The organism is Rhodococcus sp. PSi06 (assembly GCF_054960675.1).
In genome coordinates this window covers 132,259-151,967 of sequence record NZ_JBHNYO010000004.1, presented here as the reverse complement: position 1 = coordinate 151,967, position 19,709 = coordinate 132,259, and the positions used below count along the sequence as shown (strand labels likewise).

The following is a 19,709-nucleotide window of genomic DNA, read 5'->3' as shown; positions in this document are numbered from 1 at the left end:
ATTCAGAACATGCGTTCGAACCGAATGAAGACTATCTAGACCCACCGACAAGAACGCGCAAGCCGCAAAAAGGTCGGCTGGCCTGCCACTATTCGCCGAATCGTTCTACACTCCGACCCATGACCGAGCCCGACTCCACAGCGGCCGAGCTGGCCGCCTTGCGCGCCCAGGCAAGCGAAGGCGATCAGGATGCACTCGACCAGTTGGTCGAACTCGCAGGCTCTCGAAACGACCTCGACGAACTGCGCTCCCTCGCCGACGCAGGCAGTACCGATGCCGTCGACATCCTCGTCGAACTTGCCGGAGAACGCGGTGATCGCGCCGAACTGCAGAGACTGGCGGACGCAGGCAGCCAGGACGCCGCAGACATTCTGGACGAGCTCGACAGCTAGCCGGGGCTTGGCCGCTCCCCCAGTTGCACCGTGAGTCGGTGCGCCGCGTCGAGGAGCATCTTGCCCAGCTCCCGTCGTCGATCGTCGCGAAAACGCGTCTCGACACCCGTCAAACTCAGCGCCCACGCCGGCTTCTCGGCGCGATCGAACACGGCGGCACCGAGCCCCCAGCTACCCTCCACGAGCAGTGCCGGATTGACGGCAAATCCCGTGGTGCGGGTATGCGTTATCCGTCTGCGTATCTCCGCCGCGGAGTGACTCTCCCCCCACTCCGACACCAGGTCCACGCCATCGAGATACTCGTCGACCTCCCGATCCGGTAAGTGCGCGAGAATGGCCAACCCTGCGGACGCCACTCCGAGCGGCAGCCGAATTCCCTCGTAGAGCACGTGCGAGCGCAGGGGAAAACTACCCTCCACTCGAAGTAAGCACACCGTCTCCGATCCCCGTCGAGCAGACAGGAAGGCACTCTCACCACTGTCGGTCGCCAACGCCTGCACCACTTTTCGCGCTTGGTCCGTGATGTCGTACCGCAGGGCCGCCATGGACCCCAGCAGGTAGATCTCCGGTCCCAGCGACCAGCGACCTGTACCGGCGTCGCGATCCACGAAACCCTGCTCGGCGAGCGTGGACAGCAAGCGGTGGGTGGTGGGCCGCGCGATGCCCGCCGCCCGCGCGAGGGCCGTGGTGGAGGCCCCGGACGGCTCCTCGGCTCCGGCTGCACGCAGCAACGAACAGATCTTTCCGATCACACTCGCGTTGGCTTCCGCTGACGTCACCCCAGGATCATACGTCCACTCAATGGACACCAACTGCAGAACTGTTCATCGAACGAGCAATCCGGGCCATTCCTGCCACATCGAACTGCAGCTCAGGTTCACTGACAGTCATCGTTTGCTCAACGAACACATCAGGAGTTCTTGTGACAGGAAAGACCTACGCGTCCGCTGCCGACGCGGTCGCGGACATCGGCCGTGGGGCGACCATCGCGGTCGGCGGCTTCGGGCTCTGCGGTATTCCGGACGCTCTCATCGAGGCCATCGCCAACACCGACGCCGACGCGCTCGAGGTGTTCTCCAACAACTGCGGCGTCGACGGCTACGGACTCGGAATACTGTTGGCCGCCGGACGAATTCGCCGAGTCACCGCCTCGTACGTCGGAGAGAACAAGGAGTTCGCCCGGCAGTATCTCGCCGGAGAACTCGAGGTCGAACTGACCCCTCAGGGCACGCTCGCCGAGCGACTTCGCGCCGGCGGCAACGGCGTTCCCGCATTCTTCACCCCCGCCGGGGTCGGCAGCCCCATCGCCGACGGCGGAATGCCGTGGCGCTACAACTCCGACGGCTCGGTGTCCATCGCATCGCCGCCCAAGGAAACTCGGGTGTTCGGCGACAAGCGCTACGTCCTCGAAGAGTCGATCAATGCCGACTTCGCGCTGGTGCACGCCGAAACTGGCGACACAGCAGGAAATCTCGTGTTCGACAAGACCGCGATGAACTTCAACCCCCTCGCCGCGATGGCCGGCAAGATCACCATCGCGCAGGTCGAGAATCTCGTGGAGCCGGGCGAAATCGACCCAGCACACGTACATCTGCCCGGCGTGTTCGTCCAACGCGTCGTCCACACCGGCCCCCAGGACAAGCGCATCGAAAAGCGCACCGTCAGTTCAGGAGTTCGAGCATGAGTGCAGGATGGACCCGCGAACAGATGGCCGAACGCGCGGCGGCGGAGATGGTCGACGGCGAGTACGTCAACCTCGGTATCGGACTGCCGACGCTGATCCCGGGCTACCTGACCGATGACGTCAAGGTCACCCTGCACTCGGAGAACGGCATCCTGGGTACCGGGCCCTACCCCACCGAGGACAAGGTCGACGCCAATCTCATCAACGCGGGCAAGGAGACCGTCACCGTCAATCCCGGTGCCGCATACTTCGATTCGTCCCTGAGCTTCGGCATGATCCGCGGCGGACACATCGATACCGCGGTACTCGGCGGCATGCAGGTCTCCCGCACCGGCGACCTCGCCAACTGGATGGTCCCCGGCAAGATGGTCAAGGGCATGGGCGGCGCGATGGACCTCGTACACGGTGCCAGGCGCGTCATCGTCGTCATGGAACACACCGACCGCGAGGGCAATCCGAAGATCTTGGACGCGTGCACTCTGCCGCTGACCGGCCAAGGCGTGGTGGATCGCATCATCACCAACCTCGCCGTCATCGACGTGGTCGGCGATGGCACGCTCGAACTGGTGGAACTCGCACCGGGTGTGACCGCCGAGCAGGTCACCGCCGCTACGGGATCGACTCTGAAGCACTGATCACCTGAAGCACCGATCGAACGAAGCACCAAGAGAACGAAGCACCGAGAGAACAACTGTGGGCCCGAACGTCCGAAGACGTTCGGGCCCACAGTGTTACGAACTAGTCCGGAATCATGTCGAACGTGTCCGGGTTCGGTCCGTTACGTCCCTGCTCACCCTTGTCCAGAGCCGTGATGGCGTCGACATCGGCAGAGCTGAGCTCGAAGTCGAAGATCTCGAAGTTCGCCTTCACCCTCTCCGGCGTCACCGACTTCGGGAAGATGATGTTGCCGCGCTGAATGTGCCAGCGGAGCACCACCTGCGCGACGGATTTGCCTGCAGCGTCGGCGATTCGCTTCAGTTCCGCGTCGTCGAGGACGTTGCCCTGGGCGATCGGCGACCACGCCTCGGTGGGGATGGCGTGCTCGCGGCCGTAGGCCCACACGTCGTTGTTGACGAAGTACGGGTGCACCTCGATCTGGTTCACCGCGGGGACCGTATCGGTCTCCTCCGCCAGGCGATCGAGGTGGGCGGGCTGGAAGTTGGAGACACCGATGTTGCGGGCGCGGCCGTCGGCTGCGAACTCCTCCAACGTCTTCCACGTGGAGACGAAATCGCCGTCGTAACGGGTGGGGAGGGGCCAGTGGATGAGGAAAAGGTCGACGTAGTCGGTACCGAGGTCGCTGAGCGTCTTGTCGAATGCCGAGCGCGCGTCGTCGGGTCGATGGAAGCCGTTGTTGAGCTTGCTGGTGACGAAGACCGATTCGCGATCGAGTCCGGAGTTACGGATGCCCTCGCCGACCTGCTTCTCGTTGCCGTACATCTCGGCGGTGTCGATGTGCCGGTAGCCGATCTCGAGCGCCGTTTCCACGGCCTTCGCGGTCTTCTCCGGGTCGATCTGGAAGACACCGTAGCCGAGCTGGGGAATCTGCTTGCCGTTTCTGAGCGTGACGTTGGGTACCTGAGTCATATTGCCGGGGTGCCCGCCCACTGGCGCGTTCAAACCGGGTGAAATGATGCCTACGTGATAGTGCAGCGCATCCGGCGCGTCGTCGACGGAGTTGCCGAGAAGTTCGGCCGGTCCACCTCCGCTCTGATCGCTCCCGAGCGCGATTTCGACCCCGCCCACCCGTGGTTCCTCACCGCGCCCGAGCGTGGCAACGACGACACCCGGATTTCGGCGTGGACCGAGGGCAACCGCGTCGAGAATCTGGTGCACGGCAAGACGTACTTCGCGGCGCTCGCCGGGGCCCTCGAACAGACCGAGCGCGACGATCTGGTGCTGTTCACCGATTGGCGCGGAGACCCGGAACAGCTGCTCACCGACGACGGTGTGACCGTCGAGGATGCCCTGGCCGCCGTCGCGCACCGCGGTGGCGTCGTCAGAGGCATGGTGTGGCGCTCCCACATGGAGACCCTGGGTTTCACCGGACCGAAGAACCGCAAGCTTGCGCTGCGGCTGGAGGAAGCGGGCGGCGAGGTCATTCTCGACCAGCGTGTGCTGGTGACCGGGAGCCACCACCAGAAGTTCGTCGTCATCCGGTACGGCAGGAAAAATCTGCCCGACGTCGCGTTCGTCGGAGGCATCGATCTGGCCCGTGCTCGACGCGACGATGCCGATCACTTCGGTGATCCTGTCTCTCGTCCCTTCCCGCCCGAGTACGGCGAGATTCCCGCCTGGCACGACGTGCAGGTGCAGATCGAGGGCCCGGCGGTACGAGACGTGGAAGACGTCTTTCGCGAACGCTGGGAAGATCCCGCGGCTCTCTCACGCCTACCGTGGCACGCCATACCCGACTTCCTGCGCGGAGCGACGCGTGAGCCGTCGGAACTCCCTCCTGCTGCGCCGGCCCCGCAGCCGCAGGGCACGTGTTCGGTGCAGTTGTTACGCACCTATCCCCGCCGACGCCCCGCATACCCGTTCGCCACGAAGGGCGAGCGCAGCGCGGCCCGCGCGTACGCCAAAGCGCTCGACAGAGCCACCGAGCTGATCTACATAGAGGATCAGTACCTGTGGTCGGTCGACGTCGCGAGGGTGTTCGCCGCGGCACTGCGGCGCAAGCCTGACCTGCGTTTGGTGGTGGTGGTTCCCAAACACCTCGACGACGACAGCAACTTGACCATTCCTTCTGCGCTGCTGGGACACTCGGCCGCGCTCGGGGTCATCCGCGCGGCCGGTGGTGATCGCGTATTGGTACTCGACATCGAAAACGACCGTGGCATACCGGTATACGTGCACTCGAAGGTCTGCATCATCGACGACGTGTGGACCGCGGTGGGATCGGACAACTTCAATCGCCGCTCCTGGACCCATGATTCGGAGCTGACCGCGGCCATCGTCGACGAGCAGCGTGACGATCGGGCACCCTTGGACCCGGCAGGCCTCGGCGACGGTGCCAGAACCCATGCACGCAACCTCAGACTCGAACTGATTCGCGAGCACCTCGGACGGGCCGACGGCGACGACGCAGACCTCGTCGACCCGCAGCAGTTCTTCGATGTGATCGCGGCCAGCGCGACCGCTCTGGACAACTGGCATCGCAACCCGTCCGCGAAGTCCCGGCCCGTCGGCCGACTGCGCAAGCACGAGATCTCGGTGCCGCCCGTCTGGCAGCAGCGACTCGCAGCGCTCGCCTACCGGTTGTTCGTCGATCCCGACGGACGCCCGATCGGGATGCGCCTGCGTCGTCGATTCTGATGTGCTTGCCGTTTCGGACCTGACAAATCGGGCATTCGCCATCGGTGCCTTCTTCCTCTCGTACACCCACTGCCCTCGTCTTCGCACCGTCTCCGCTTCTGACGGTGACTCTCGACGCCGCCCCGAACGGCAGTACCGAACTGCACGTACACGCAGGTGGTCAGGGTCACTGGATCGCCCGGATGGCGTCGGTGCTCGGTCTCGATGTCACGCTCGCCGGAGTCTTCGGCGGCGAGATCGGCACGGTACTGCGCGGCATCGTCGAGAGTGAGGGCATCTCCGTCGTCTCCATCGATATCGGCCAGGAGAGTGGCTCCTACGTGCACGATCGACGCAGCGGGGAACGTGAGGTGCTGGCCACGGTAGATCCACCGCCGTTGGCCAGGCACGCGCTCGACGATCTGTTCGGCGCGGCACTCGCCACCGGTGCCCGCAGCGACGTCGCCATCCTCGGCGGTCCGCATGCCGATGAGATCGTGCCGCCCGAGGTGTACGAGCGGCTGTGTGCAGACCTCCGTGCGCTCGAGGTACCGGTGATCGCCGACCTATCCGGACCGACGATGGCCGCAGCCCTGGACGGCAAACTCACCGTGCTCAAGGTCAGCCACGAGGACCTGCTCGAGGACGGCCGCGCCGAGTCCGAGGACCCCGAGCACCTGATCGATTCGATGCGGAAGATGCACGACGACGGTGCCGAGGTGGTAGTCATCTCGCGTGCCGACGAACCGGCGCTCGCACTCGTGGACGGAGACGTGCTCGAGATCGTCACGCCGGGTCTACAGATGGTCGACCATCACGGCGCAGGCGATTCGATGAGCGCCGGCATTGCCGCCGGAATCGCCCAGGGAATGTCGATGACGGAGGCGCTGCGCCTGGGCGGCGGCGCGGGCACGGCCAACGTCACCCGTCGGGGCCTCGGTAGCGGCCGGAAAGACCTGGTTCTTGGACTCGCCGAATCGGTGGACGTGCGTCCGTACCAGAAAGCGGGCACGAAGTGAGGGCCCTGATCACCAACGACGACGGTGTACGCAGCGAGGGCATCGCACTGTTGGCGCGGGTGGCGCTCGACGCCGGCCTCGACGTCGTGGTGGCCGCTCCCCACGAGGAACGCAGTGGTGCCGGCGCGTCGTTGACGGGAATGGGTGCCGACGACCACCTCGGCATCGAACTGACCCATATCGAAGGACTTCCCGACGTGACGGCCTATGCGGTGCAGGCCTCACCGGCCCTCATCGCGTTCGTCGCCACCCGAGGTGCCTTCGGTGACCCACCCGACATTCTGCTGTCGGGAATCAACCACGGACCCAATACCGGTGCCGCCGTGCTGCATTCGGGAACAGTAGGCGCGGCGTTGACAGCCCTGACCCACGGGGTTCCCGCCATGGCCTTGTCGTCGATCGCCACCCGGCCGCTGCACTGGGACACCGCCGAACACGTCGCCCATGTGGCGGTGACGTGGATGATCGCGAACCGGACCCCCGATGCCGTGATCAACGTCAACATCCCCGACGTTCCACGGTCGGATTTGGCGGGCATCGTTCCGGCCTCGTTGGCGCGCTACGGCGCGGTGCAGGCCGAAATAGGTGATCGCGGAGAAGGTTTCGTCACCGTCCGTTTCGACGAAATCCGAGCCGAGGACGACGACTCCGACGCTCACCTGCTGTCCCGGAACTGGGCGACCGTCACCGCACTGCGAGCACCGAGTGAGGTGGACAGCGTCGATCTGTCGACCCTGCGTGAGTGACTTCTGCGCCGGAGACCGGGGTTTGTCGGTGGCCTCGGGCACACTGGGGACCATCACCGCACATGCCACGGACCTAGGGGGTCACCGAGTATGACATTTCATGCTGTAGTTCCACCGTTTCTGCTCGAGCGACTCCAGGGACCCGGTGCGAGAGCAACACTGCTGGCGGACCGCGAGATGCGGGCGGGCCGCGAGGTCGTCCAGGCGCGTACCGCGATCGCTCCGCGAACCGGCGGCACCCTCGAACGGACCATCTCCGACGCGAAATCGACTAGTGACCTGCCCGGTCAGCAAGTTCGCGCCGAAGGCGAAGCAGCCACCGGCGATGCCGCGACGGACGAGGCGTACGACGGCCTCGGTGCCACCTACGCATTCTTCGACGAGGTCTACGGCTACTCGAGTCTCGACGGCAGCGGCCTGCCTCTCGACGCGACGGTGCACTACGGCCGCGATTACGACAACGCGTTCTGGGACGGCTCGCGCATGGTGTTCGGCGACGGTGACGGCGAGGTGTTCGGGCGCTTCACCGTCTCTCTGGGCGTCATCGCGCACGAGCTCGCGCACGGGTTCACCCAGTACACGACCCCGCTCGAATACAAGGACCAGGCAGGCGCATTGAACGAGTCGGTCTCCGACGTGTTCGGCGCTCTGGTCGAGCAATACACCGCGAAGCAGAACTCCGAGGACGCGTCGTGGTTGATCGGCGAAGGTCTGTTCCTGCCTGCGGTGCAGGGCAAGGCATTGCGGTCGCTGCTCGAGCCGGGCACCGCCTACGACGACGATGTACTGGGCAAGGATCCGCAGCCGGCGAGCATGAACGATTTCGTCGTCACCACCGAGGACGACGGCGGTGTGCATATCAACTCCGGCATCCCCAATCGCGCATTCGCTGTCGCCGCAACCACGTTGGGTGGCCCGGCGTGGGATCGCGTCGGGCAGGTGTGGTTCGACACCATGACCACCGGGGGCCTGGCACCGACGGTCGACTTCGCCGGGTTCTCGGCGGCGACGCTGGCCGCAGCCCAGAAGCGATTCGGTGCCGACTCCGACGTCGCACGGGCCGTGGCCACCGGTTGGTCTACCGTGGGAGTTCAGACAACACGGGAGCCGAGCGACGATCGGGTGTGATCAAGGGGCATGAGCCTGCGCATCGAGGTACTGCGAACCGGCGGGATCGCCGGGATGTCCAAGCGTGGAGTGATCGAGACCGACGAGCCGGAATGGCAGTCGCTGGTCGAGGCCGCACGCCCGTACCTCGCCGAGCCGCCCCCACCCGAACCTGCCGACTCTCAGGCGCGCGACACCTTCACCTGGAGCGTGTCGGTGGGTGAGCAGTCGTGCCGAGTCGGGGATTCGGCCCTGACCGGCCCGCTACGCGACCTCGCGGAGCGCGCACTCCGCGAGGGTCGCGTTCGGTAACGCGGCAGTCCGATAGAACCGCGTCAGGCCTTCCATTCCGCACTGCGCTCGGGCGACGCCTCGGCCAGGGCCTTGACGGTGTCGTCGACGCCGAAGTCCTTGCCGTACACCGGGGTTCCCGGATGCTGACGCCACGACTCCGCCAGGGAACCGGCATCGACCGGGTCGAAGCCCAGCTCGTCGATCACCGAGAACACCAACTTCTTCGACTCTGCGTCGTCTCCTGCGATCGGAAGCGCAATGCGCTTGTCGGTTCCCGCCGGGACACCCTTCTCGAGCAGGTGCTTGTACCAAATGCCGTTGAAGGCCTTGACGACCGGCTCGCCGAGTTGCTGGGAGACCCACACGCTCTCCGGCGTACCGCCCTCGATGTCTTCGATCAACCCGTCGCGCTGCTGCGGGTAGTAGTTGTTGGTCTCGATGATCGGTGCCCCGGGCTTGCGTGCGCCGGTGATTCCGGGTGCGAGGTCAGGGACATTCTTCTGCGGGATACTGAGGATGACCAGGTCCGCATCCTCGGCCGCGTCCGCCGCCCACACGGCCGTAGCTCCGGTCTCGGCCGCCAGGTCTGCCAGCGTCTCGGGATCTCGCGAATTGGAGAACCGAACCTCGTGACCGAGCGCCGTCAACCGACGCACGAGTGTTCCGCCGATGAATCCACTTCCGATGATGCCAATTTTCATGTCCGGAACAAACGATCCCCGACCGGATCTATTCCCGTCACGAGCCGACAGAGACCTTCGACCGAGGCCGCCCGAACTTCATCGCCTTGTCCACGAGCTTGCCGTACCGCAGAACCGGCAGGTCACGGAAGTAGTTCATCCGCAGCTTCCACGGGGTTTCACTGCCCTGCCTCGGGAAGTTGTCCACGGCCCGCAGCACATAGCCGGCCGCGAAGTCGAGGAACGGTTCTTCGTCGACGGACGGATCGCGCTCGAGCTCGACAGTGCTGTAGCCGTTCTCGTCCATGTGCGCGAGGAGCCGCATGACGTAGTTCGAAACCATGTCGGCCTTGAGCGTCCACGAGGCGTTGGTGTACCCGACGACGAAGGCGAAGTTGGGGATACCGGTGAGCATCATGCCCTTGTACGCCATGGTGCTGGGCAGATCCACGTCCTTGCCGTCGACGCGGAACGTCGCGCCGCCGAGTGCGGACAGATTCAATCCCGTTGCAGTGACGACGATATCGGCGTCCAGGTGCTGGCCCGACTTCAACTTCAGGCCGGTCTCGGTGAAGCTGTCGATGTGATCGGTGACGATCGAGACCTCGTCCTTGCGGATCGAGCGGAACAGGTCGTTGTCCGGCACCAGGCACAAACGCTGATCCCACGGGTTGTACGACGGGGTGAAGTGGGTGTCGAGGTCGTATCCCTTGGGCAACCAACCCTCCTGCAGCTTCCGGATCCGCTTCTTCATGAATTCCGGGTACTTCTGACTCAACGTGAAGATCAGCATCGCCATCGACACGTTCTTGAGCCGCGTCACGCTGTAGGCCCACTTCTTCGGCAGCCGCTTGCGCAAAGTCTGCGCGATCGGGTCCTCCGAGGGCAGCGAGAGGATGTAGCTGGGCGAGCGCTGCAGCAGCGTCACATGCTCGGCCTCACGGGCGAGATTGGGTGCCAACGTGATTGCCGTTGCGCCACTGCCGATGACGACGACCTTCTTGCCTGCGTAGTCCAGATCCTCGGGCCAGTGCTGTGGGTGGATCACCTGGCCACCGAAGTTCTCCTGGCCCGCGAACTCCGGGCTGAAGCCCTTGTCGTAGTCGTAGTAACCACTGCAGGAGAACACGAACGACGCGGTGATCGTGACCGTCTCGTCGGTGTCGCTACGCTGCGCGGTGACCGTCCAGAACTGCTGCTCGCTGGACCATTCGAGGGCGACCACCTTGTGGTGGTACCGAATGTGCTTGTCCACGCCCGCTTCTCGAGCGGTTTCGACGATGTAGTTGCGAATGTCCGTGCCGTCGGCGATGGACTTCTCCCCCATCCACGGCTTGAAGCTGTACCCGAGGGTGTACATGTCGGAATCGGAGCGAATACCGGGGTAGCGGAACAGGTCCCACGTGCCGCCGATCGCCCCGCGGCTTTCCAGGATGGTGTACGTCTTCCCGGGCAGATCGTGCCCGAGGTGGCGCGCGGCCCCGATTCCGGACAGGCCGGCACCGATGATGAGGACATCGACCTCGGGAGTAGTCAGTACGGGAGTCATGTCATCGATTCCTTCGGTGAGGGGGATCAGCTGGTCTTGTTGCGTGCGCTCTCGGACCTACCGAGGCGCGCTACTTCTTCGTCCATCTTTGGCAGGATCGTCGGCACGTGCTCGAGCATGCTGCGATCTCCGACGCGCGAGGTGATGACGGCCTTGAACCAGGACGCGGCACCGACCCACCGCGGAACGTAGACGCGACGCTTGCGCTTGGCCAGGCCGTCGACGAACGCGTCGACGCACTGCTCGACGGTCATCGTCTTGCCCAGGGGACCGGGCAGCACCGCGAGCAAATCCTGGAACGCCGTGAGATCGGATTTGGCGTCCTGCACCATCGGGGTGTCGATCCAGGCCATATGAGCCGAGCCGACGTCGACTCCCCGGTAGTTCACTTCCAGCCGAAGCGCATTCGCGAAGTGTTCGGCCGCGGCCTTGCTCGCGTTGTAGGCCGCCAGGCCGGGGCACGGGGTGAACGCCGCGAGCGAGGAGACGACGAGGATGTAGCCGTTACGTTCGATCAAGGACGGCAACGCGGCGCGGACGGTGTTGAACACGCCCATCACGTTGATGTCCATGACGCGTTGGAACGTGGCCGGATCCACCTGCATGATCGATCCGTAGCTGGCGATTCCGGCGTTGGCGAGCACCAGATCGATGCCCCCGTAGGCCGCGATGCCGCCGTCGACCGCGCGCTGCATGTCGTCCAGATTTCGGACGTCGGCCACGAACGCCTCGGCCTTCAGTTGCGTCGCCAGCTCGCGCAGCGGGGTCTCGTCGACGTCGACGAGTACCAGCCGGGCACCCTTGCCTGCCAGGTCACGCGCGGTGGCGGCACCGATTCCCCGTGCTGCTCCGGTGATCAGAACCACCTTGTTTCGTAGCGTCGACGCCGCCATGTTCTCCCCCTCGATCCGAATGCTTGTCTGCCAACACTTTGCATCTGATACCGAGCGGTGTCAAGATCTGTGTGTGACCAACCATCACAGTGAAGTCGGCCGCACCTACCGAGGTGCCGATCCGCAGCAGCGGCAGCAGGAGCGTCGGATCCGCCTGCTCGACGCAGCCGTCGAGGTCTTCGGCACCACCGGATACCGGACAGCGACTGTGGAGAAGGTATGCACCGAAGCCGGGCTGACCAAGCGCTACTTCTACGAGTCCTTCACCAACAGCGAGGACTTGCTGATGGCCACGTACGCCCGGGCCACCGACGCGATGCGCGAGAGCATCCTCATCGGAGCAGCCGCAGAAACGGATTCCAGCGAACAGGTACTCCGAGGGGCCCTCACCGGCTTCTTCACGTTCGTCGCCGAGCAGCCCAAATCGGCTCGAATTGCCTTCGTCGAGATCCTCGGCGTATCGCCTACCGTCGACGCGCTGTACCGCATGACCACCACCTCGTTTTCCACGACCGTGCTACAGGTGGCCGAGACCGTGGGGTCCAGCCGTGGCCTGGCCGGGCCGAACCGTCGGACCCTGGCCATGGGTCTGGTGGGTGCCGTCCTCACCATCGCTCAGCAGTGGCTGCTGTCCCCCGAACGCGAACCTCTCGATTCCGTGATCGCGAGTGCTCACACCATCCTGGCCGCGGTGGTGTTCGGACGCGTCGACGGCTGAGCAGTTGTCAGGCCCTGCTCTGCAGCGGCTCCACCGGCTCGTCGGCGGTGACGCGTTCACCGGATTTGACGACGACGACGCCGAGCAGAATCAGTGCGCCACCGGCCAATTGGATCGGTCCCGGTGCCTGGCCGAGCAACAGCCACGCGAACACCAGTGCCGCAACCACTTCCATCAAACCCATGAACGACGCCAGCCGCGAGCCGAGGCGTCGACCGGCGGCAATTCCGAGCACGTAGGCCAACGCGGCAGTCACCACACCGAGCCCGATGATCGGAACCCACCACGGGACAACAGCATCGACGAACGTGACGTCGGTCAGCGGGGCCGCGAACGGAACGACACCGACGAGTCCGGCAACCAGCAGAATGAGACCACCGATCAGCAATCCGCCCCCGGCAAGCACGATCGGCGGCAAACCGTTGCTCTCGTCGGCAGAGAGCACCCAGTAGACGGCCGCTCCCGCCATCGCGCCGAGCGCCCACAGCACCCCGACGGTGTCGACGTCCGCGCCGGAGATCAGGTCGAGCACCAGGACCAGACCCATCGCGGCCAACAGCGCGCCTACCAAAGTCAGCCGGCCGGGACGCTGCTGGTGCCGAAACCACATCCAGCCGATGACGGCCACGGGCGAGGTGAATTCGATGAGCAGCGCCACGCCCACCTCCATGCGTCCGACGGCATTGAAGAAGGCGAGCTGGCAGCCGGCGACCGCAAATGCTCCGTACGCGGCGATCAACTTCCAGTTCTTGGCCAGCAAGCCCCATCGGCCGCGCAGTGCCAGGATCGACGGAATCAACAAGACGGCAGCAGCGAGCAGGATGCGCGCGGTCACCGCAGCGCCGGCAGTCCAGCCGGCGTCGAGGAGGCCGGTGGCCAGCGAGCCGGACAGGCCGAACGACGCGGCGGACGCCAACGCGAACACGAGACCGGACAGGCGCCTGGACCGCGCAGCAGCGGTGGTGGACGCGAGCTGCGCGTCTGCGTCATGAGTGAAAGCCGTCATGACATGTGACAGTAGAGGGCGGCTTGGTAAGGTGTCAATGTGCTTTTCGCTCATGACACCGAACTGTCGTTGCTGGCGGCCGTGGCGTTGGTCAATTCCGCGGAGGACCCGGACACGTTGACCACGCGCGAGGAACTGGCCGAGTTCTTCACCGAGCAGGGCTACTCCGGAAGATTCGACGGTGACGACGACGAGCTCGACGCGGTCAGAGCACTGCGGCCGACGCTGCGATCACTGCTCACCAGCAGCCGCGACGACGCCGTGGTCGAGGTCAACCGACTTCTGGCCGAGTCCTCCGCCCTGCCTCGACTGGTCCGGCACGACACACTCGACTGGCATATCCACGCCGTCGCAGACGACAGTCCCCTCGGAACCCGCATCGTCGTCGAAACCGCGATGGCAATGATCGACGTCATCCGCGCCGACGAGCTCTCCCGCTTCGACGTCTGCGCCGATCCCGACTGCAGCGGGTTGGTTCTCGACCTGTCCCGAAATCGCTCTCGGCGGTTCTGCAGCACTACCTGCGGTAACCGCGCGGCAGTTGCTGCGTATCGGGCGCGTAAGGCGCAGTAACGGGTATCACTGAAGGGTCGAGGGCATATTCGACCGACTTTCGGGTAATCCCTGCTCGAACTTATCGAGAGGAACATCCCCCATGGTCGAGAAAAGGCCTTCCACATCAAGCATGTCCAGAGCCGTCGTGAATATGCTGGCCGTCCTCATGATTTTTGCCGGAATCGCGGCAGCCGGCGGATTGATCGCAGCCCTAGCCGGCGGTTTCGAGGGTTGGGCAATCGTGGCCGCTATCGCTGTGATCGTGCTCTTCACGGGCGGTTTTTTCGCCGTTCGTGACGGTTTTCGCCGTCGAGCACGCGAATCGAACGCGGTGGTCTACGCTCCGGACAACACGGACCAACTGTTCGACGTGGACCCGAACACGGGTGAGCGCACTCCGCACCGGGATTAGTGCGCCACCTGCTGCCTTGCGCACCGCATTTCCCACCGAAGCCGCTCACTGTCCACAATTGGCCTCTCACGGCGGAATCCCGTCGTCGACGGAGAATTGTGGACACTCAGCCCACATTGGCCAACCGGGTATTCAGTCCGTGTCCGCCAGCAACGCCGCCACCATGCTGGAACTTGTCGGGTATCGGCTGATCCACGTGGCTTGAACTGCGTGATAAAGATCGGGTTTGCCGCTCCACACCGTCGCGGCCGGAACGTTTCGGCTGTCCAATTCGTGGTGCCAGGAGCCGTCGGCACGGTCGATGAACGAGTCGGCGGCAACATCCCACCACGCTCGATAGTCATTGTCGTATCTGTCTTTACAGGTACGACGACCGAGCGTCGCCGCGGCCGCGATCGCCTCGCACAGCACCCAGTGCAAGCGCTCGGTCACCACCGGCTGCCCGGTCCAGTCCGTTGTGTACACGAACCCCGGAGTCGGACCGGGTTGCCAACCGTCATGCGCCGCGCGGAGATAGAGAGATTCAGCGGCCGAGAGATAGTTGTCGTCGGTGGAAGCAATCGAACCGGCCTGCACGAGTAGGCGTGACCACTCGAATCCGTGCCCCACCGTTGCCCCGTACGGCTTGAACTGGTTCGCTGTGTCGCCGCTGTTGTATTCGAGCAACGGCTCCCACTCGGCGGTGAAGTGCTCCGGAACTCGATATTCGTTCGCCGCAGACCAACCGATGACGTTGTCGCAGATACGCATTGCTCGGCCTCGCCACACGTCGGGCGCACCTGCATCGACGGCCGCCAGCAGTGCCTCGACCATGTGCATGTTGGCGTTGATTCCGCGATACCCGTCCAGCTCGGTCCAATCCCCATTCCAGGTGTCCGCGCACATTCCGTGGGCCTCGTCCCAGAATCGCCGGTCCACCACCTCGAGGGCATCGTCGAGTAGAGCCTTCCCGTCCGGATGTCCCGCTGCCGTGGCTGCCGCTCCCGCCAGCACCACGAAGGCATGCGTGTACGCCGCCTTCTTCGCTTCGGGCGACGAGACATCGTCGCTGGACTCGAACCAGCCACCGTTCGCAGCGTCCCGCAACGTGGTCAGCAAGCCGTCGAACACTCGATCGGCCTTTCGACGAGAGCCGGGATACCCCAGAATCGACGCCAGAAAATGTACATGCGCCATCCGTGCCGTGATGTACGTCAGGGCCGGATGGCTCGGGTCGGGATGTCCACGGTCGTCCAACCACGCCGCCCCGCCGGCGGGATGCTCGAGCGAGCTACCGAACTGGAGTAGCCGAGCCGATTCGGTGTCGAGCCACCGCTGGTGCGCGGGCAACGTCCACCAGTGACGACGATCTGGCGATGTCATGACCTCATTCTGCGCGATCAGGCCCCGATGCACATCGGCTTACCGAACCACCCTGTACCGCAGGTACATCCACCCTGTCGACGGAAAGTGCTTCTGCTCTTCCAGCCTCAGCTCGAGTCGATGACCTTCTGGAAAATAGGGTTTCCCACCGCCCAGGATGGTTGGAACGAGAATGACCTCGAATTGATCGATCGAGTCCACCAGCGATGCGGCAAGGGCAGCCCCACCGATTGCCAGAGTGCCTTCGGTTTCCTGCTTCAATCGCTCCACTTCGGCGACGGCATCGGCGCTTCGCACCAGCCGACAACCGTCGGCCACGGAAGTGAGGGTATCTGAGAAAATCACCCGTGGAGTCGCCTTGTAGAGCTCGGCGAACTCGGCCTCGACTGGATCGCCGTCCGCGCGTTCGGGGTCGGTCCAGAAATCTTCCATGGCCTCGTACAGGCGACGCCCGAAGAGGAATGCGGTCGTCGCCTCGGTCTGCCGGTTGGAGAATCGATGCGATTCTTCGTCAGGCACCGAATAGTCGAGGCTGCCGGCCGAATCCTCGATGTAGCCATCGAGGGAAACATGCATGTTGTAGGTCAGAATGGCCATGTCACTCCTAAGGTTGGCTGGGGTCGTGGATACAGACCTCGCCGGCGGACACAACTCACCGGGCTCCGATCACGGGCTGGGCCACTGGGCGGAGGTAATCGCTGCCGGCTCGCTGATCTTCGAGAAAGGAACACTCGTGTCGACCGATTCCGAGAGCGTCTCACCGCACGCCTACGCCGTGCTGACCAGCCTCGCGGCGGTGATGCGGCCAACCAGAGCGATCGCCGTCGGATCTACGAGTGCAGCGATGGCGATCGCAATGGAACTCGAGTCGTCTGCGCCGGAATACTCGCCTCGGCTCCACAGCTTCGAGATCGATCAGAGCGATTCCGGCGTTCAGGCCTTCGTCCGGAAGCATCGGCCTGGATTCGACTTCGTCGAATCGCATACCGGTTCCTTGTTCGATCTGACCCCGGCGCACTTGCGCGAGATCGGCCCGTTCGACCTGGTCTGGATCGACGCCGACTCACTGGTCACACGTGCCCGAACCCTCCGCACTGTGTGGCCACACGTTGCCGCCGGTGGCATTGTCGCCGTTCGGAATTCAACTTCTCCGGCGTCGACGAACCCGCTGTGGAACGCGATCCTGCGTTTCGCTGCCGACGACGTCGAGACCTTGACGCTGCCGGCGCAGAATGCCGGCGACCATCCTGAAATCGGACTACTGAGGAAGCGATCCGAACCCGTCCGCACCCTGACCTTCACCGAGGAGATGGTGTCCGCCACCGGGGTTCCAGTGCGGTTCGAGTCCATCGGAATACACGAGGATTCGCCGCTACTGGACCGCGCCACCAACGTGCTTCACCTTCTCGCCGATCCCCACCTTCGAGCCGTGCTGTTCGCGATCGGCAATGGAGTCTCGACAGTGGCGGCGCTCGAATCCCAGACCTCACTGACCGGGCGTGTACTGCACAAAGCGATTGCCCGACTCTTCGCGCTGGCGATGATCACTCGCGTGGACGACCGACTCGTTGTCGACGAGGGAACGTTCGAGAGTTTCAAAGACCTTCCGCGAACTACACACACGCCGACGGAGATGGCTCGATACAGCCGTGATCGACCCGAGTTCCTGAAGGCGATTGCACGCCAGCTCAGTTCGACTGCATGGGCAACAGAGCATCATGTCAACGAGTTGTGCCGGATCTTCGACGACGACTACGCGACACTACGACGCGAGCTCATCGACACCGGATTCCTCGAGCGAGACAGCGCGGGGTCGATGTATCGGGCTCGTTCGCAAGCCCACCACCAGCCGTAGACCGAGGCTTTCGCTGCGCGACGCGGTGTCCGGGTTCTTCAGGTCCAGTAGAGCAGTTGCGCGTCGGGCAGAACGTTGCGCAATTCTTCGGTGAACCAACTGCGCATCTCGGCCATCGTGTCTTTGGGATAGACGTATTTCACACCGCCGAACTTGTTTCGCTTCGCCGTGCGCGCACCCTCGTCCATCTCCAGTTTGGTTCCCGGATACCAGCTCAGCAGTACATCTTTGCTCGACGGCGTGAAGCGGTGAGTGATGATCTCGGCGGTCAGATCCAGATCGGGGACGCCGCGCAACGCGTCGGCGACGTTGGAGAGCAGCCGGCCGTACTGCTCGCGCCACTTCGGAATGGGCATGATCGGCGCGATGGTCAAGCCCACTCGATAACCGGCCAGAGCCAACTGCCGCAGGGCCTCAATCCGAGCCGGCATGCGTGCGGTGCCGCCCTCGAACCGATGGGCGATGTCATCTGCGTTGACGGACAAGCGAACTCGAGTACGTCGACCGTGATCGAGCGTCACCAGCTCGCGAACGTCGTCGAACTTGGTGGTGAAACGCAGCGATACGTCGTCGCCGTACACGCCCGCACCCACTCTGCGAACCGCCTCCGCGAGGGAACCACTCACATGTTCGATCCCCAACGGGTCGGTGTAGCAGGACAACTCGAAAGTCGTGCCCTCGTGACCACGCTCCTCGGTGCCGGATGTGATGGAACCTCGGCCCGCGTGAGTGCCGATCCCTGCCAACACGTCGTCGATGTTGGCGAACACCCTGGTGATCGGCGGCCCGGACAACGAGCCGGCGAGGTAGCAGTACTGGCAGTGCGCGGGGCACCCCTTGGCCAGATCGATCCGCCAGTCGGCGCTCGGCGGAATCGGTTGCGGTCTCAGCACACTCGCCGGCGCGACCACCACGGCCATCGTCGTCTTGGCTCGTGCGTAGGTCTCTCGCTCGGACTCACCGCGCAATCCGGTGAGGCGATCACCCGACAGAATGTCGATGTTGTCGACGCCGGCTGCTTCGCACCGACGAAGAATCTCCGCGGTGTGCGGTAGCTCGGACGCGGACTTGGTGACCAGGACACGAGAGGGCGTCCAGAGTCGAGTGGGGGCAACCAGAAGATCATCCATTACTGGAGTTCAACGCAGCGGAGAACGCAAAACTTCCCGGTTACCGCAGCTCAGGCGAGAAATTCGTCGAGTACGCCCAGCAACGCTCGCACCGCCGCACTCGGAGCGCGAGTCGACGAGGTCGCAACGGCGAGCGGCCACGTCAGATCCGCTCCCGACACAGTTTTGACGACCACACCGCCACGCTCGGTCAAGACGAACCGGGGTAGGAGCGATATTCCGAGGCCGTTTCGGACGTACGCAACGCCGGTGGAGATGTCGGCGATTTCGATGCTGACGCGTCGTTGCAATCCCGCTTCCGCGAACGCCCGGTCTGCCACCGCGCGATTTCCGAAACCGATCGGAGAATCGATGAAGTCGTAGCCGGCGATGTCGCTCAGATTCAGGGATGCTCGCTCGGCCAGAGGGTGATCCGACGGAAGCACCAGGTCCAATACCGACGAGGCGAGTTCACGCACGTCGATCCCGGCCGGCCGGCGGCCGGAATCCGAGACGAAGGCCAGGTCCAGTCGCCCGTCCCCCACCGATTCGAGCAGACCCTGCGTGCCCGACGGCGCTGCGCCGGTGATCAGCTGGACGTGCGGAAAGCGGCGGTGGTACTCCCCCAGCAATTCGGGCAGGTCGATCAACTTGATCGAGGTCAGCGTCCCGATTCTGACGGTGCCGCGGAGACCACCTCGAACCTCGTCGACGGCATCGCGCGCATCCCGCGCGGCATCGAGAACAACGCGGGCTCGCGGCAGCAGTGCCCGTCCGGCCTCGGTCAGCGCCACACGTTTGGAGTTGCGGTCGAGCAGCGACGCCCCCAGCTCGCGCTCGAGCGACTTGATCGCGGCCGACACCGCTGATTGCACGATATGCAGGCGGGCGGCGGCACGCGTGAAGTTCTGTTCCTCGCTGACCGCGACGAAGTATTCGAGATGTCGCAACTCCATCCGGCAATGATCGCATATCGAGATAGTTGCAAGCTCTTTTCTTCGTTGGACGCGATCGTCGACTCGGAGGAAAGTCTT

At 64.3% G+C, this 19,709-nt stretch carries 22 protein-coding genes; 12 read left to right on the top strand and 10 right to left on the bottom strand.

Translation table 11 applies throughout. The annotated features are described in order from the left end of the window. Window positions 1-119 precede the first annotated feature (119 nt). On the top strand, window positions 120-392 hold the full coding sequence (locus tag ACFI9K_RS07295) for a hypothetical protein (RefSeq protein WP_462662881.1): 273 nt from the start codon (window positions 120-122) through the stop codon (window positions 390-392). Here the strand turns inward: ACFI9K_RS07295 and ACFI9K_RS07290 are convergent. Then, window positions 389-1,171 carry an IclR family transcriptional regulator gene (locus tag ACFI9K_RS07290; RefSeq protein WP_462662880.1) on the bottom strand — a complete coding sequence of 261 codons (783 nt, stop codon included), beginning with the start codon at window positions 1,169-1,171 and terminating at the stop codon, window positions 389-391. The genes ACFI9K_RS07295 and ACFI9K_RS07290 overlap by 4 nt on opposite strands. Window positions 1,172-1,314: 143 nt before the next feature. On the opposite strand from ACFI9K_RS07290, the gene ACFI9K_RS07285 reads away from it, so the two are divergent. Both ACFI9K_RS07285 and ACFI9K_RS07280 read left to right on the top strand, forming a co-directional pair. Next, on the top strand, window positions 1,315-2,076 hold the full coding sequence (locus tag ACFI9K_RS07285) for a CoA transferase subunit A (RefSeq protein ID WP_462662879.1): 762 nt from the start codon (window positions 1,315-1,317) through the stop codon (window positions 2,074-2,076). Further along, a complete protein-coding gene (locus ACFI9K_RS07280; protein ID WP_057478095.1) occupies window positions 2,073-2,711 on the top strand; it encodes a 3-oxoacid CoA-transferase subunit B in 639 nt (212 codons plus the stop codon). The genes ACFI9K_RS07285 and ACFI9K_RS07280 overlap by 4 nt, the downstream gene beginning before the upstream one ends. A 103-nt stretch (window positions 2,712-2,814) precedes the next feature. On the opposite strand, the gene ACFI9K_RS07275 is transcribed toward ACFI9K_RS07280, so the two are convergent. Beyond that, window positions 2,815-3,663, bottom strand: a complete 849-nt coding sequence (locus ACFI9K_RS07275; RefSeq protein WP_057478104.1) for an aldo/keto reductase — start codon at window positions 3,661-3,663, stop codon at window positions 2,815-2,817. A 54-nt stretch (window positions 3,664-3,717) separates the two neighbouring features. Here ACFI9K_RS07275 and ACFI9K_RS07270 point away from each other — a divergent pair, with 54 nt between their 5' ends. The 5 genes from ACFI9K_RS07270 (at window position 3,718) to ACFI9K_RS07250 (ending at window position 8,554) form a co-directional block, all read left to right on the top strand. Then, window positions 3,718-5,391: a phospholipase D family protein gene (locus tag ACFI9K_RS07270; protein ID WP_462662878.1), complete on the top strand. Its 1,674-nt coding sequence runs from the start codon at window positions 3,718-3,720 to the stop codon at window positions 5,389-5,391. 44 nt (window positions 5,392-5,435) lie between these two features. Then, window positions 5,436-6,389: a 1-phosphofructokinase family hexose kinase gene (locus ACFI9K_RS07265; RefSeq protein WP_462662877.1), complete on the top strand. Its 954-nt coding sequence runs from the start codon at window positions 5,436-5,438 to the stop codon at window positions 6,387-6,389. Beyond that, window positions 6,386-7,135 carry a 5'/3'-nucleotidase SurE gene (gene surE / locus ACFI9K_RS07260; RefSeq protein WP_462662876.1) on the top strand — a complete coding sequence of 250 codons (750 nt, stop codon included), beginning with the start codon at window positions 6,386-6,388 and terminating at the stop codon, window positions 7,133-7,135. The genes ACFI9K_RS07265 and surE overlap by 4 nt, the downstream gene beginning before the upstream one ends. Window positions 7,136-7,225: 90 nt before the next feature. Continuing rightward, window positions 7,226-8,263, top strand: coding sequence for a M4 family metallopeptidase (locus ACFI9K_RS07255; RefSeq protein ID WP_462662875.1), 1,038 nt, complete (start codon window positions 7,226-7,228; stop codon window positions 8,261-8,263). Window positions 8,264-8,272: 9 nt separating this feature from the next. Continuing rightward, on the top strand, window positions 8,273-8,554 hold the full coding sequence (locus tag ACFI9K_RS07250) for a protealysin inhibitor emfourin (protein WP_222095118.1): 282 nt from the start codon (window positions 8,273-8,275) through the stop codon (window positions 8,552-8,554). A 23-nt stretch (window positions 8,555-8,577) separates the two neighbouring features. On the opposite strand, the gene ACFI9K_RS07245 is transcribed toward ACFI9K_RS07250, so the two are convergent. The 3 genes from ACFI9K_RS07245 to ACFI9K_RS07235 are packed head-to-tail and all read right to left on the bottom strand — an operon-like array spanning window position 8,578 to window position 11,658. Next, window positions 8,578-9,288 (bottom strand): NADPH-dependent F420 reductase, encoded by a 711-nt coding sequence (locus ACFI9K_RS07245; RefSeq protein WP_462663027.1) that lies wholly within the window; start codon window positions 9,286-9,288, stop codon window positions 8,578-8,580. Continuing rightward, window positions 9,275-10,765, bottom strand: a complete 1,491-nt coding sequence (locus tag ACFI9K_RS07240; RefSeq protein WP_462662874.1) for a flavin-containing monooxygenase — start codon at window positions 10,763-10,765, stop codon at window positions 9,275-9,277. The genes ACFI9K_RS07245 and ACFI9K_RS07240 overlap by 14 nt, the downstream gene beginning before the upstream one ends. A 26-nt stretch (window positions 10,766-10,791) precedes the next feature. Continuing rightward, window positions 10,792-11,658 carry an SDR family oxidoreductase gene (locus ACFI9K_RS07235; RefSeq protein WP_057478087.1) on the bottom strand — a complete coding sequence of 289 codons (867 nt, stop codon included), beginning with the start codon at window positions 11,656-11,658 and terminating at the stop codon, window positions 10,792-10,794. Between the two features lie 73 nt (window positions 11,659-11,731). Here ACFI9K_RS07235 and ACFI9K_RS07230 point away from each other — a divergent pair, with 73 nt between their 5' ends. Further along, window positions 11,732-12,376, top strand: coding sequence for a TetR/AcrR family transcriptional regulator (locus ACFI9K_RS07230; protein ID WP_462662873.1), 645 nt, complete (start codon window positions 11,732-11,734; stop codon window positions 12,374-12,376). Between the two features lie 7 nt (window positions 12,377-12,383). Here the strand turns inward: ACFI9K_RS07230 and ACFI9K_RS07225 are convergent, their stop codons facing one another. Next, on the bottom strand, window positions 12,384-13,382 hold the full coding sequence (locus ACFI9K_RS07225; RefSeq protein WP_462662872.1) for an EamA family transporter: 999 nt from the start codon (window positions 13,380-13,382) through the stop codon (window positions 12,384-12,386). A gap of 39 nt (window positions 13,383-13,421) precedes the next feature. Here ACFI9K_RS07225 and ACFI9K_RS07220 point away from each other — a divergent pair, with 39 nt between their 5' ends. Together ACFI9K_RS07220 and ACFI9K_RS07215 are read left to right on the top strand one after the other, a co-directional pair. Next, entirely contained in the window at window positions 13,422-13,955 is a 534-nt protein-coding gene (locus tag ACFI9K_RS07220; protein ID WP_462662871.1) for a CGNR zinc finger domain-containing protein, read from the top strand. Between the two features lie 112 nt (window positions 13,956-14,067). Then, window positions 14,068-14,349 (top strand): hypothetical protein, encoded by a 282-nt coding sequence (locus ACFI9K_RS07215; RefSeq protein ID WP_462662870.1) that lies wholly within the window; start codon window positions 14,068-14,070, stop codon window positions 14,347-14,349. Between the two features lie 132 nt (window positions 14,350-14,481). Here ACFI9K_RS07215 and ACFI9K_RS07210 read toward each other — a convergent pair whose 3' ends face one another. Beyond that, window positions 14,482-15,711: an AGE family epimerase/isomerase gene (locus tag ACFI9K_RS07210; protein WP_462662869.1), complete on the bottom strand. Its 1,230-nt coding sequence runs from the start codon at window positions 15,709-15,711 to the stop codon at window positions 14,482-14,484. Between the two features lie 39 nt (window positions 15,712-15,750). Next, window positions 15,751-16,308 (bottom strand): dihydrofolate reductase family protein, encoded by a 558-nt coding sequence (locus tag ACFI9K_RS07205; RefSeq protein WP_462662868.1) that lies wholly within the window; start codon window positions 16,306-16,308, stop codon window positions 15,751-15,753. A gap of 25 nt (window positions 16,309-16,333) precedes the next feature. Between ACFI9K_RS07205 and ACFI9K_RS07200 the strand changes: the two genes are divergently transcribed. Next, entirely contained in the window at window positions 16,334-17,566 is a 1,233-nt protein-coding gene (locus ACFI9K_RS07200; protein WP_462662867.1) for a DUF2087 domain-containing protein, read from the top strand. A 38-nt stretch (window positions 17,567-17,604) separates the two neighbouring features. On the opposite strand, the gene ACFI9K_RS07195 is transcribed toward ACFI9K_RS07200, so the two are convergent. Beyond that, window positions 17,605-18,696, bottom strand: a complete 1,092-nt coding sequence (locus tag ACFI9K_RS07195) for a spore photoproduct lyase family protein (protein WP_462662866.1) — start codon at window positions 18,694-18,696, stop codon at window positions 17,605-17,607. Between the two features lie 50 nt (window positions 18,697-18,746). Next, window positions 18,747-19,631, bottom strand: coding sequence for a LysR family transcriptional regulator (locus ACFI9K_RS07190; protein WP_462662865.1), 885 nt, complete (start codon window positions 19,629-19,631; stop codon window positions 18,747-18,749). Window positions 19,632-19,709: the final 78 nt, after the last annotated feature.